12 protein-coding genes are annotated in these 12,759 nt (G+C 56.9%); 5 read left to right on the top strand and 7 right to left on the bottom strand.

The genetic code is table 11. The features are described 5' to 3' along the window. Positions 1-28: 28 nt before the first annotated feature. The gene (mutS, locus tag ACP0GE_RS11830; RefSeq protein WP_424833845.1) at positions 29-2,641 is read left to right on the top strand and encodes a DNA mismatch repair protein MutS; all 2,613 of its coding nucleotides are present in this window, start codon (positions 29-31) and stop codon (positions 2,639-2,641) included. A 57-nt stretch (positions 2,642-2,698) separates the two neighbouring features. Here mutS and ACP0GE_RS11825 read toward each other — a convergent pair whose 3' ends face one another. Both ACP0GE_RS11825 and hrcA read right to left on the bottom strand, forming a co-directional pair. After that, complete coding sequence (locus ACP0GE_RS11825; protein ID WP_424832147.1) at positions 2,699-3,262, bottom strand: nucleotide exchange factor GrpE; 564 nt, start codon at positions 3,260-3,262, stop codon at positions 2,699-2,701. 10 nt (positions 3,263-3,272) lie between these two features. Next, positions 3,273-4,337: a heat-inducible transcriptional repressor HrcA gene (gene hrcA, locus ACP0GE_RS11820; protein ID WP_424832146.1), complete on the bottom strand. Its 1,065-nt coding sequence runs from the start codon at positions 4,335-4,337 to the stop codon at positions 3,273-3,275. 112 nt (positions 4,338-4,449) lie between these two features. On the opposite strand from hrcA, the gene rph reads away from it, so the two are divergent. The 4 genes from rph to ACP0GE_RS11800 are packed head-to-tail and all read left to right on the top strand — an operon-like array spanning position 4,450 to position 7,275. Then, the gene (gene rph / locus ACP0GE_RS11815; protein ID WP_170412685.1) at positions 4,450-5,163 is read left to right on the top strand and encodes a ribonuclease PH; all 714 of its coding nucleotides are present in this window, start codon (positions 4,450-4,452) and stop codon (positions 5,161-5,163) included. Next, a complete protein-coding gene (gene rdgB, locus ACP0GE_RS11810) occupies positions 5,160-5,774 on the top strand; it encodes an RdgB/HAM1 family non-canonical purine NTP pyrophosphatase (RefSeq protein ID WP_424832145.1) in 615 nt (204 codons plus the stop codon). The genes rph and rdgB overlap by 4 nt, the downstream gene beginning before the upstream one ends. Further along, positions 5,764-6,918: a radical SAM family heme chaperone HemW gene (gene hemW / locus ACP0GE_RS11805; RefSeq protein WP_424832144.1), complete on the top strand. Its 1,155-nt coding sequence runs from the start codon at positions 5,764-5,766 to the stop codon at positions 6,916-6,918. Before rdgB ends, hemW begins: the two co-directional genes overlap by 11 nt. A gap of 3 nt (positions 6,919-6,921) precedes the next feature. Then, positions 6,922-7,275, top strand: a complete 354-nt coding sequence (locus ACP0GE_RS11800; RefSeq protein WP_424832143.1) for a YbaN family protein — start codon at positions 6,922-6,924, stop codon at positions 7,273-7,275. Here ACP0GE_RS11800 and ACP0GE_RS11795 read toward each other — a convergent pair. Genes ACP0GE_RS11795 through mnmE form a run of 5 tightly spaced genes read right to left on the bottom strand, consistent with a single transcriptional unit; the run spans position 7,265 to position 12,756 of the window. Beyond that, positions 7,265-8,161: a ParB/RepB/Spo0J family partition protein gene (locus ACP0GE_RS11795; RefSeq protein WP_424832142.1), complete on the bottom strand. Its 897-nt coding sequence runs from the start codon at positions 8,159-8,161 to the stop codon at positions 7,265-7,267. The genes ACP0GE_RS11800 and ACP0GE_RS11795 overlap by 11 nt on opposite strands. 20 nt (positions 8,162-8,181) lie before the next feature. Continuing rightward, positions 8,182-8,985 (bottom strand): ParA family protein, encoded by an 804-nt coding sequence (locus ACP0GE_RS11790; protein ID WP_424832141.1) that lies wholly within the window; start codon positions 8,983-8,985, stop codon positions 8,182-8,184. Next, positions 8,978-9,592 (bottom strand): 16S rRNA (guanine(527)-N(7))-methyltransferase RsmG, encoded by a 615-nt coding sequence (gene rsmG, locus ACP0GE_RS11785; RefSeq protein WP_424832140.1) that lies wholly within the window; start codon positions 9,590-9,592, stop codon positions 8,978-8,980. Before rsmG ends, ACP0GE_RS11790 begins: the two co-directional genes overlap by 8 nt. Further along, positions 9,589-11,457, bottom strand: a complete 1,869-nt coding sequence (mnmG, locus tag ACP0GE_RS11780) for a tRNA uridine-5-carboxymethylaminomethyl(34) synthesis enzyme MnmG (protein ID WP_424832139.1) — start codon at positions 11,455-11,457, stop codon at positions 9,589-9,591. The genes rsmG and mnmG overlap by 4 nt, the downstream gene beginning before the upstream one ends. Positions 11,458-11,469: 12 nt before the next feature. Continuing rightward, on the bottom strand, positions 11,470-12,756 hold the full coding sequence (gene mnmE / locus ACP0GE_RS11775) for a tRNA uridine-5-carboxymethylaminomethyl(34) synthesis GTPase MnmE (RefSeq protein WP_424832138.1): 1,287 nt from the start codon (positions 12,754-12,756) through the stop codon (positions 11,470-11,472). Positions 12,757-12,759 lie beyond the last annotated feature (3 nt).

Genomic DNA, 12,759 nt, shown 5'->3' with positions numbered 1-12,759 from the left:
GGGGCCGCTTTTGTCCACAGTCACGCCGATGATGGCGCAATATCTTGAGATCAAAGAGGCCCACTCGGACGCCCTGCTGTTCTATCGCATGGGCGATTTCTACGAGATGTTTTTTGAGGACGCGGTGAACGCTGCCGAGGCGCTGGACATCGCGCTTACCAAACGCGGCAAGCACAACGGCACTGATATCCCAATGTGCGGCGTGCCGGTGCATTCGGCCGAAGGCTACCTTCTGACACTGATCCGCAAAGGGTTCCGCGTGGCGGTCTGCGAACAGATGGAAAGCCCGGCGGAGGCGAAGAAAAGAGGCTCTAAATCAGTTGTAAAGCGCGATGTCGTGCGTCTCGTGACGCCCGGCACGCTGACCGAGGACGCCTTGCTGGAAGCCCGGCGCCACAACTTTCTGGCCGCCTATGCCGAGGTGCGGGACGAGGCTGCGCTGGCCTGGGCCGATATCTCGACCGGCGCGTTTCACGTGATGCCTTTGACGTCGGTACGGCTCAGCCCAGAGCTGGCGCGGCTGGCACCGTCCGAACTGATCGTGGCCGATGGATCCCAGCAATCGTTGCTGGACCCTGTTCGCGATCTGGGTATCTCACTCACGCCTGTTGGGCGGGCCAGTTTCGACAGCACCGCGGCGGAAAAACGTATCTGCACCCTATTCGGCGTGGGCGCACTGGATGCCTTTGGCAGTTTCGGGCGCGCCGAAGTGTCGGCCATGGGCGCGCTGATCGACTATCTGGAGATCACCCAGAAGGGCAAACTGCCCTTGCTGCAAACGCCTTTGAAGGAATCCGAGGATCGCGTCGTCCAGATCGACGCCGCCACTCGCCGCAATCTGGAACTGACCCGATCACTCTCGGGCGGGCGCGCCGGATCGTTGCTCTCGGTAGTGGACCGCACCGTCACACCTGGGGGCGCACGTTTGCTGGAACAACGCCTCTCAAGCCCGTCCCGCAATCTGGAGGTGATCCATGCGCGATTAGATGCGGTGAGTTTTGCCGCCGAAGACAGCCTGATCACCTCGGACCTGCGCGAAGCACTGCGCAAAACCCCTGATCTCGATCGCGCCCTGTCCCGCCTCTCGCTGGAGCGCGGCGGCCCCCGCGATCTGGCAGCCGTCCGAAACGGGTTGGCGCAGGCAGCAACCATTGCCGAGCTGTGTAATACGCAAGAGCTACCGGTTCTACTGTCCACCGCCGTACAAAATCTTACAGGCTTTGACGACCTTCTGACCCTGCTGGACGAAGCCTTGGTCGCCGAGCCGCCCCTGCTGGCCCGCGACGGCGGCTTCATCGCCCCCGGTTTCGACGCCGAACTGGACGAAGCCCGCACCCTGCGCGACGAAGGCCGTTCCGTCATCGCCGGGTTTCAGCAGAAATACGCAGACCACACCGGCATCGCCTCGCTGAAAATCAAGCACAACAATGTGCTGGGCTATTTCATCGAAACCACGGCCACCCACGCCGAAAAGATGCTGAACCCACCGTTCAGTGAGACCTACATCCACCGCCAGACCACCGCCAATCAGGTGCGGTTTACCACCGTCGAACTCTCCGAGATCGAGACGCGCATCTTGAACGCGGGCAATCTGGCGCTTGAGATCGAAAAGCGGCTCTATCAAAGGCTTTCTGACGAAATTTTGGCCCTCGCCGCCCGCCTCAACCAAGCTGCCCGAGGGTTGGCCGAGCTTGATCTGACCACCGCGCTCGCTGACCTCGCCCGCGGAGAAAACTGGTGCCGCCCCCAAGTCGACAATTCGCGCGCCTTCAACGTGCAAGGTGGTCGCCACCCAGTCGTCGAACACGCCCTGCGCCAGCAAAGCAGCGATTCGTTCATCGCCAATGACTGCGACCTCAGCGCTGAAGATGGGGCCGCAATCTGGTTGCTGACCGGCCCCAACATGGCCGGTAAATCAACCTTCCTGCGTCAAAACGCCCTGATCGCTCTGCTCGCCCAGATGGGCAGCTATGTCCCCGCCGAAACAGCCCATATCGGTGTGGTCAGCCAGCTTTTCAGCCGCGTCGGGGCCTCGGACGATCTGGCTCGGGGCCGCTCGACCTTCATGGTTGAAATGGTGGAAACCGCCGCCATCCTGAACCAGGCCGATAACCGCGCGCTGGTCATCCTCGACGAAATTGGCCGCGGAACAGCCACTTATGACGGGCTTTCCATCGCCTGGGCCACGCTGGAACACCTGCACGCCGCCAACCAATGCCGCGCCCTGTTCGCCACGCATTACCATGAACTCACCGTATTGGCCGGAAGTCTGGAGGGCGTGGACAACGCCACCGTCGCGGTCAAGGAATGGGAAGGCGAGGTCATCTTCCTGCACGAGGTCCACAAAGGCGCCGCCGACCGCTCATACGGCGTTCAGGTCGCACAGCTTGCAGGTCTCCCAACCTCAGTTGTCGAACGCGCCCGCGTCGTCCTCGACCAACTGGAAAAGACCGAACGCGAAGGCGGCAAGCAAAAGACCTTGATAGATGACCTGCCGCTGTTTTCAGCCGCACCCCCACCGCCGCCTGCTCCAAAAGCGTCACCCGTCGCGGATATGCTCAGCGAAATCCTCCCGGACGAACTCACTCCCCGCGAAGCGCTCGACCTGATCTACAAACTAAAAGAGGCGGCCAACACATGACCGCCCTTCTTCTGTTTAAAAATACCTCCGCCGGAGGCTTGGCTTTGAAAAAGCCAATCAGTTCGCAGGCGTCGATGACACTCCAACCTGCGCCGGGCGCAGCAAACGGTCGTGCAACATGAACCCCTCGGCGGACACCTGAATGATGTCTCCTGCCTTGGTTCCCGGCACCGGAGCTTCAAACATTGCCTCATGCACATTCGGATCAAACCGGTCACCCACCTCGGGCGTGATCACCTCGATCCCGTGTTTCTGGAACACATCCTTCAGCGCGCGCATGGTCAGTTCAACGCCTTCGATCAGACCGGCGGCCACTTCTTTCTGTTCATCCGTCGCCGCCTCGAGCGCACGTTTCATATTGTCGTAGACCGGCAGCATGTCGCGGGCCAGTTTCGAGCCACCATATTGTTCCGCATCGCGACGCGCTTTGTCGCCACGCTTGCGCGCGTTTTCGGCATCCGCCAGCGCGCGCATGAATTTGTCCTTGTAATCGTCACGCTCAGCCCGAAGCGCGTCGAGCTCCAGCTCTTCCTCGCTGATATCCATCAGCTCCTCGGCCAACTCTTCCGCTTCGGCGGTTGCGATATCGTCCAGAAATTCTTCGTTCTTGGGCTCTGCCATCTCTTACCCTCTAGCTCCGGTCGGATATCAGCTTGCCGACCAGTTGCGCCGTATAATCCACGATTGGCACGATCCGCCCGTAATTCAGACGTGTGGGCCCGATGACCCCGACCGCACCGATTATCTTTCGATCAGCGTTCATATATGGAGACACCACCAAAGAGGAACCCGAAAGTGAGAAAAGTTTGTTCTCAGAGCCGATAAAAATGCGCACACCTTCGCCTTCTTCGGTCAATTCAAGGAACTCAGCGATGTCACGTTTGCGTTCCAGATCGTCAAACAAGGTTCGGATACGGTCCAGCTCTTCGGTTTCACCCGAGTCACCCAGCAGATTCGCCCGCCCCCGCACGATCAATCGCGCCGAGTCGCCCCCATCCCCATCCCACGCAGCGATCCCGCTTTCGACCATCTCGCGGGCCAGCACATCAATTTCCTGTTTGCGCGCGTCGATCTGAGACAGCATCTGACGCCTTACTTCACTAATCGTGCGGCCTTCGATCAGCGCATTCAGGAAATTCGCCGCTTCACGCATGGAGCTGGGCGTTTGCCCTGGCGGAGGTGTGAACAGGCGGTTTTCCACATGCCCGTCCGAGAAGACCAATACAACCAAGGCCCGGTCATGACCCAGTGAGACAAACTCGATATGCTTGATCTCGGCCTCATGCTTAGGCGTCAGAACCAGAGAGGCCCCTTGGGTCACGTGTGACAAGGCTGCGCCCACACGGTCCAGCATTCCGCCCACATTTCCTGCGTTAGAGCCTAATGTCTCATCCAATTTCTGTCGATCATCCGCGCCCAGATCACCCACCTCCAGCAACCCATCGACGAACATCCGCAGTCCTTGCTGTGTCGGAATCCGACCGGCTGACACATGGGGGCTGTCCAGCAAGCCCAGAAACTCCAGATCCTGCATCACGTTGCGCACGGTTGCAGCGCTGACTTTCTCGGACAAGGTGCGGGTCAGGGTACGGCTGCCAACCGGTTCGCCGCTGTCCAGATAGCTTTCGACAATCAACCGGAACACCTCGCGCGACCGGTCGTTCATCTCGTCCAGAATTTTGCTCGCTTCGCTCATCGGCGGCCCCCTGCTGGGTCGTCATTAAATCGCAGGCAAATGAAAGGTCAATCGGGGTTGCATCGTAACGCCGCGGGGCGTTATCCCCAACCCAGCAAACAAAGGATTTTCCATGCGACCCTCAGGACGTGATCTAAATGAAATGCGCGCGGTTTCAATCGAAACCGGCTTTACCAAACATGCCGAAGGTTCCTGCCTGATCAAGATGGGCGACACCCACGTACTGTGCACCGCCACAATCGAGGACCGCGTGCCGCCCTTCATCAAAGGTTCCGGCTTGGGTTGGGTCACCGCCGAATACGGCATGCTGCCCCGCGCCACCAACACCCGGATGCGGCGCGAAGCTGCCAGCGGCAAACAAGGGGGCCGTACCGTCGAAATCCAGCGCCTGATCGGCCGCGCCCTGCGCGCCGGTGTGGATCGGGTTGCATTGGGCGAACGCCAGATCACTGTCGACTGCGATGTGATTCAGGCCGACGGCGGCACCCGCTGCGCCTCAATCACTGGCGGCTGGGTGGCGCTGCGTTTGGCCGTGAACAAGCTGATGAAGGCGGGTGATGTAATTTCTGATCCCTTGGTAGACCCTGTTGCAGCCGTTTCCTGCGGTATTTATGCCGGTCAACCTGTGCTAGATCTGGATTACCCTGAAGACAGCGAAGCTGGTGTCGATGGCAACTTCATCATGACCGGATCGGGCAAATTGATCGAAGTGCAGATGAGCGCCGAAGGCTCGGTCTTCAGCCGTGCACAGATGGATCAACTGATGGATCTGGCCGAAAAAGGCGTCGGCGAACTGGCCGCCGCGCAAAAGGCCGCCACCGCATGACTCGTAAATTCGACGGGGACAGGTTGTTAGTCGCGACCCACAACAAAGGCAAGCTTGAGGAGACGGCGCATCTGCTTGAGCCCTTTGGCGTGACCGTTGTCGGCGCGGGCGAGATGAACCTGCCGGAACCGGAAGAGACCGAGGATACCTTTGTCGGCAACGCCCGGATCAAAGCTCATGCCGCGGCAAAGGCCACCGGCCTGCCTGCCCTATCGGACGATTCCGGGATCACCATCGACGCACTGGACGGCGCGCCGGGCGTCTACACCGCTGACTGGGCCGAAACCGGAAATGGCCGGGATTTCCTGATGGCGATGACTCGCGCCCATAACGAGCTTGAGGCCGCAAATGCCCCTCATCCACGCGCCGCGCAATTCCGCTGCACCTTGGTTCTGGCCTGGCCCGACGGGCATGAAGAAGTGTTCGAAGGCATCGCCCCCGGCCATCTGACCTGGCCGATCCGTGGCACGGACGGATTCGGTTATGACCCGATGTTTGTCCCCGAGGGCCACGACATTACCTTTGCCGAAATGGATCGCTGGGAAAAGAACAAGATCAGTCATCGCGGCCGCGCGGTGGAGATGTTCGTGAAAGGCTGCTTTGGCGGATGATTGGCGCAACGGGGGCTTCGGCCTATACGTGCATTGGCCTTTTTGCGAGGCCAAGTGCCCCTATTGCGACTTCAACAGCCACGTTTCCAGAAATATTAATCAAAAACAATGGCTTACCGCGTATCTAAGCGAACTGCAACGCTCAGCCGCCGAAACACCTGACCGGGTTCTGAACACGATCTTCTTTGGCGGCGGCACGCCTTCTCTGATGGACCCCGCTACGGTCGCCGCGGTAATCGACGAAGCCCGTGCCCTCTGGCGCCCTGCCAATGACATGGAAATCACGCTTGAGGCCAACCCCGGGTCGGTTGAGGCTGGTCGATTTGCCGCCTACCGCGATGCCGGGGTCAACCGGATCTCGATGGGCGTGCAGGCCCTGAACGACGAAGACCTGCGCCGCTTGGGTCGCATTCATACTGTGGCCGAGGCGCGTGCTGCTTTCGACATTGCCAGAAATTGTTTTGAGCGTGTCAGTTTTGATCTGATTTACGCGCGCCAGCATCAAACACTGGACGCATGGCGCGCCGAACTGACCGAAGCGTTAAATATGGCCGTCGGTCACTTGTCACTTTATCAATTAACGATCGAAGAGGGTACCGCGTTCGGCGACCGGTACGCGGTGGGTAAATTGCGCGGTCTACCCGAAGATGACAGTGCAGCCGACATGTATATGGCCACGCAAGAGATTTGCGACACGTTTGGCCTGCCGGCGTATGAAGTCTCGAACCATGCCCGATCGGGCGCGGAATCACAGCACAACCTGATTTATTGGCGCTACGGTGATTATGTTGGCATAGGCCCCGGTGCACATGGGCGGATCACGCTGAATGGTCGGAAATTGGCCACCGAAACCCATCTGACGCCACAACTCTGGCTGAATGCGGTCAATGCAGGTAGCGGTGAGAAAGCTCGCGTGTCGCTCAGCACCGAAGATCAGGCAAATGAATACCTTATGATGGGTATGAGAACGTATGAGGGACTAGATATTGATCGGTATGCGATTTTGGCTGGCCATCCTCTATCACGGAGCAAGATAGATCACCTGACCGAGCTGGGGATGATTCACTCCCAAGCCGGGCGACTGGCAGCAACGGCAAACGGCCGTGCTGTATTGAACGCGGTCATCCGTGAGTTGTTGGTGTAGCTGATGCGTTACCTCTGGGCAGGTTTGGGTTTGTTCTGTGTCGCGCTCGCAGTGGTCGGAGTTGCACTGCCCCTGCTTCCAACAGTTCCATTCCTGCTTTTGGCTGCGTTTTTCTTTGCCCGGTCTTCGTCTCGCTTGCACAATTGGCTAATCACACACCGCACATTTGGACCAATGATCCTGGATTGGCAAACCTCTGGCGCCATTCGGCCTGCCGCAAAAAAAGCGGCAACCTTGTCCGTCGCCGCTGTGTTTGGGCTGTCCGCCCTGATCTCGGTCCCAAACCACGTCCTGATTATTCAAGCGGTCGTTTTGGGTGGAGTGATGGCCTTTATCTGGACCCGACCTAACGGCTGAGTTTTGCGCAAAGGTCGTCCAGCTGATCCAGGTTTTCATACGTCAGAATGACCTGACCGGTCTCACTTCCTGCTTTGTGATTGATCGAGACTTTCATTGCGAGGATCGCAGACAGGTCTTTTTCCAAAGCACGGGTATCCGCGTCCTTGTCTGCATTCAAATTCCTGGATTTTGGCGCTGACCGTTCTGCATCAGATTGCTGCTGCTTTTTCACCAAGGCCTCAGTTGCCCGCACCGACAGCCCATCACGCACAACCCTTTTGGCAAGGTCGGATGGATCTTCGGCGGTGATCAGCGCCCGGGCATGACCAGCAGACAGCTTGCCTTCGATCACCAGTGCCTGAACATCCATCGGCAGCGACAGCAGCCGTAACAAGTTGGCAATGTGGCTGCGGCTTTTACCCAAAGCTTCGGCCATCTTTTCCTGGGTGTGGCCGAACCGATCCATCAACTGCCTATATCCGGCAGCTTCTTCAACAGCGTTCAGATCCGCGCGCTGAATATTCTCGATAATTGCGACTTCCAGAACTTCGGTATCGTCGAACTCGCGTACAATGACAGGAATATCATGCAATTGCGCCATCTGCGCCGCGCGCCAGCGACGCTCGCCAGCGACGATTTCATACTGGCCGCCTGCAATGCTGCGAACGATCAAAGGCTGAATGATGCCCTTTTCCTTAATCGACGCGGCCAGTTCATCCAGTTGCTCTTGCGAAAACGTCCGGCGCGGCTGATCCGGGTTTGCCTGCAATTTTTCAATCGGAACCTTCAAATCAGGACGGCGTGGTTCTGACGGCGCCAAACCTTCTGCCTCGGTTGTGACATCCGCCATCAATGCGGACAAACCCCGCCCCAAGCCTCTGGATTTGCTTTTCTTGGCGTTCACTTTGCCCTCCTCACGGTCGTTTAAGCGACTGCTTTGTTATTCTTATACATGACTTCCCGGGCCAAATGCCGATAGGCCATTGCCCCCAGTGATCCTGAATCGTACTGCAAGACAGGCAGCGAATAAGACGGAGCCTCACTGACCCGCACATTTCTGGGTATCTTGGTTTTAAATACCATCTCACCCAGATTGTCACGCGCGTCTTTCTCAACCTGCCGGGACAAGTTGTTGCGGTTGTCATACATAGTCAACACAACACCTTCGATTCTGAGGTCCGGATTGGCCGTCTGGCGGACCTCTCGAATTGTCAGCATCAGCTGGGACAAGCCTTCGAGCGCAAAGAACTCACTTTGCAACGGAACCAAGACCGAATGGGCCGCAACCATGGCATTTACAGTCAAAAGGTTCAGCGAAGGCGGGCAATCGATAAGCACAAAGTCCAAATCGAACGCGTCTATCGCCGTCTGACGCAGCGCGTCATGCAGCAGATAACTGCGTTTCTCGTTTGAGATCAGCTCAATATCCGCTGAACTGAGGTCCACGGTCGCCGGAACAATAAGCAGATTGTCGATTTCTGTGTCCTGAACGACGGCTTCCAGCGGAGCATCGTCCAGCAGAAGATCATAAGTCGTCCAATCCCGGTCCTCAATTCCCAAACCAGTGGAAGCATTGCCCTGGGGGTCCAGATCGACCACCAAAACCTTACATCCGGCCTCTGCCAGCCCGGCCGCAAGGTTGATCGCAGTGGTTGTCTTTCCAACTCCGCCCTTTTGATTGGCAACCGCAATAATTCGGGGACCTGAAGGGCGAGACAGATCAACCACGTGAGACTCCTTTGATTTTCAGAATAGCGGCCTGAGGCTCAGTTACGCTTGTAATCGGTTCAACCTGAAATTGCCATTCTTCCTGCGCCTCCAGCAGCTCTTTTTTCCAGTTTGCACCTTTTGGCAACAAGGCCGTGCCGGACGCGCGTAAATGTCTGTCACAAAACGAGATTAGTGTTTTCAGATCGGCCAGCGCGCGTGCCGACAAAATGTCCGCACCCAAAGGCTCAAGCGCCTCAATACGACGAGAAATCACGGTGCAGTTCGCACCACATTCGCGAATTACGGTTCTCAGAAACGCGGATTTGCGCTGGTCGCTTTCCACCAAGGTGAATTTGGTATCCGGTGATTCCTCGATTGCGATGATCGCGCAGACAAGCCCCGGAAACCCGCCGCCGCTACCTAAATCAACCCAATTCTGCGCAGGCTCAGCACATCGAAAAACCTGCACTGAATCCTGAATGTGGCGAGTCCACAGATCCTTCAGGCTGTTTCGCGACACAAGATTAATCTTTGGATTCCAACGCTCCACCAGATCTGAATATTCTTTTAGGCGCTCGAGTGTTTCACGTGAAACATCCAGGTCAAAATGTTCTTTGGGTGTCATGCGTTGCGGACTTTCTGATCCCGTCGCAGCCTTGCTAGCACCAAAGTCAGGGCCGCGGGCGTAACGCCCTCAACCCGGCTCGCCTGGGCGATGTTTGCTGGTTTGGCCTTGGACAGCTTCTGCTTCATCTCTGAAGACAGCCCATCCAAAGCGAAATAATCAAAATCAAACGGGATCTCCTGAGATTCATCCCGCTTCATCGCTTCCACGTCCCGCTTTTGACGCTCGATATAATTGGCATACAAGGCATCGCGCTCTACCTGACGGCGGGTTTCGATATCCGTATCCGCTAGTGAGGGAGCCAGAGCTACAATGTCGTCAAAGGATACATCGGGAAAAGCCAAAACAGCCATACCGTCACGACGGTTTCCATCCTGATTGACATTAATACCCGCCGCACGGATTTCCTTTGGCGTGTAGGTATACTCGGTTAATTTGTCCTTAGCGCTGGTAAGACGACCCATCTTGTCAGTAAAAATCTGGCGTCGCCTGTCACCAACGCAACCCAGCTCGATCCCGATAGATGTAAGCCGCTGATCCGCATTGTCTGCACGCAATGACAGCCGGAATTCCGCACGTGAGGTAAACATCCGATAGGGCTCTACAACACCTCGCGTCGTCAGATCATCTATCATCACGCCAATATAACTGTCCGCGCGTGTGAAATGAGCTGGTTCCCTTCCTTGCACGGCCAAAGCAGCATTCAACCCAGCAACCAATCCCTGAGCCGCAGCTTCCTCGTACCCGGTGGTGCCGTTGATTTGACCTGCAAGATATAGACCGGGAACATCGGGCAGTGACAAAGAAGAGGTCAAGGTACGCGGATCAACGTAATCGTATTCAATTGCGTAGCCAGACTGCAATATTACGGCTTGCTCAAGCCCCTTTATGGACTGAACATATTCAACCTGAACGTCTTGCGGCAGCGATGTGGAAATGCCGTTTGGATAGACCGTGTGGTCATTCACACCTTCAGGCTCCAAGAATATCTGATGTGATTGCTTATCAGCAAACCTAACTATCTTGTCTTCGATAGAGGGGCAGTATCTGGGACCCACGCCATCGATATGACCGCCATACATGGCAGAACGGCTCAGGTTTCTCTCGATAATCCCATGAGTCCGCGCGTTTGTATGTGTGATTCCACAAGCGATTTGAGGCGCGGTAACGGCTGTCGAAAGAAAGGAAAATAGCGACGGATCACTATCCCCGTCTTGGCGTTCCAAATTTTCCCAATCGATCGTTCGCCCATCCAGACGCGGCGGTGTTCCGGTTTTCAGGCGCCCCATCGGAAGATCAAACCCATCCAGGCGTTGGGCCAACTTCATCGAGGGTCGATCCCCCATCCGCCCACCCGGGCGTGAGACATCACCAATGTGGATCACGCCGCGCAAAAATGTTCCTGACGTCAGAATAACCGCCGAGGCGGGGATTTCCGATCCATCCGCCAGCTTTACTCCGGACACTCGCGATCCGTTCACGATGAAGTCCACCACTTCCCCGCAAATTATGGACAGGTTGGTTTGCCGTGATGTCACTTCCAACATCGCAGCCCGATACAAGGTACGATCTGCCTGGGCGCGAGGGCCTTGAACCGCAGGACCCTTGCGTCGGTTCAGAAGACGAAATTGAATGCCTGCCCTGTCCGCGACACGCCCCATCACGCCATCCATCGCATCAATCTCGCGCACCAGATGGCCTTTACCCAGCCCTCCGATGGCCGGGTTGCAGGACATCACCCCAAGGTCTTTTTCGGACAGAGTGACAAGCGCTGTCGACGCACCCATTCGCGCAGCGGCATGGGCGGCTTCAGCACCGGCATGACCAGCTCCGATAACAACCACATCAAATTTCGAATGTTTCACGTGAAACACTCCTCACTTTCCAAGGCAGAAGCTCGAGAATATCTCATCCAGTAGAGTTTCCACATCTATTCTGCCAACCAAGGATTCAAGGGCGCGAATTGCGGTGCGCAACTCCTCTGCCGCGATATCATATAAGTCCGGACCTGATTCCAGAACCGCCAGTGAGGCTTCCAGTGCTTGCAAAGCTTTCAAAATCGCTATTCTGTGGCGCTCCCGCGTTGCAATACCAGATTTAGTGGTTCTATCCCGCAATCTGAGTGATATATCAGATATTAGTTGGTCAACACCCTGCCCGGTCTTCCCAGAAACTCCGTCAGTCGAATCCTCTCTGAGGTCAGATTTTGGAAAAACCTGGATATCGCCATTCTGCATCGGGATGCCCAAATCATCGACGGATTCGGCTAAAAACACCCTCAGATCAGCGGACATCGCGCGTTTGCGCGCCAGTTCAATCCCAAGGTTTTCGACATGATCCTCTGTCTGTCGTAGCCCTGCTGTATCAAGCAATGTGACCGGCAAACCAGCCAGATCCATTCGAACTTCGATGACATCGCGTGTCGTCCCCGCGTATTCAGATGTAATCGCGGCATCGCGCCCGGCCAACGCATTAAGCAGCGTGGATTTCCCTGCGTTCGGCAGGCCAATAATGGCGACCTCAAATCCGGTGCGGATACGTTCGGAAATCGCCACGCCCTGCTCCTCGCGTTTCAGATCAGTCATGACGCCCGAAATCAGATCGCGCACTTCCGGGGAAACATCCGTCGGAACCTCTTCATCCGCGAAATCGATCACCGCCTCCAGCAAGGAGGCAGCCCGAATCAAATCCCGACGCCAACGTTCGGCCAGATCACCCAGCGCACCAGCTAAAATGGTCTGCGCCTGGACGCGCTGCGCTTCGGTTTCAGCATCGATCAGATCGGCCAGGCCTTCGACCTGTGCCAGATCCATCTTACCGTTTTCCAGCGCTCGCCGGGTAAACTCTCCAGGTTCAGCCAGACGCAGATCATCGATTTCAGACAGGCAGCGCAGCACTGCGTTGACCGTGGCCGTACTGCCATGGATCTGAAACTCGACAACATCTTCACCAGTGAAACTGGCCGGTGCCTGAAATGTCAGGACCAGCCCGTCATCCAACACCGATCCATCGCCTGCTTTCAAACCACGCATCCGCATTCCACGTGATGGAAGTCCATCACCGGCGATAATTCCAGCTGCGGTATGCGCCTGAGGTCCAGAGAGGCGGATGACCGCCACTCCGGCTTTGCCTTGCGCGCTGGCCAAGGCGAATATCGTATCCATTCG

It is taken from the genome of Ruegeria sp. (assembly GCF_965243365.1).
GTDB lineage: Bacteria > Pseudomonadota > Alphaproteobacteria > Rhodobacterales > Rhodobacteraceae > Ruegeria.
The sequence above is the reverse complement of the archived record's forward strand: the minus strand, read 5'-3'. Positions and strand labels throughout refer to the sequence as shown.

Bases quoted from the DNA above. Each gene is read 5' to 3' on its own strand.
- mutS (WP_424833845.1), top strand. From the start codon at position 29: ATGATGGCGCAATATCTTGAGATCAAAGAGGCCCACTCGGACGCCCTG.
- ACP0GE_RS11825 (WP_424832147.1), bottom strand. From the start codon at position 3,262: ATGGCAGAGCCCAAGAACGAAGAATTTCTGGACGATATCGCAACCGCC.
- hrcA (WP_424832146.1), bottom strand. From the start codon at position 4,337: ATGAGCGAAGCGAGCAAAATTCTGGACGAGATGAACGACCGGTCGCGC.
- rph (WP_170412685.1), top strand. From the start codon at position 4,450: ATGCGACCCTCAGGACGTGATCTAAATGAAATGCGCGCGGTTTCAATC.
- rdgB (WP_424832145.1), top strand. From the start codon at position 5,160: ATGACTCGTAAATTCGACGGGGACAGGTTGTTAGTCGCGACCCACAAC.
- ACP0GE_RS11800 (WP_424832143.1), top strand. From the start codon at position 6,922: ATGCGTTACCTCTGGGCAGGTTTGGGTTTGTTCTGTGTCGCGCTCGCA.
- rsmG (WP_424832140.1), bottom strand. From the start codon at position 9,592: ATGACACCCAAAGAACATTTTGACCTGGATGTTTCACGTGAAACACTC.
- mnmE (WP_424832138.1), bottom strand. From the start codon at position 12,756: ATGGATACGATATTCGCCTTGGCCAGCGCGCAAGGCAAAGCCGGAGTG.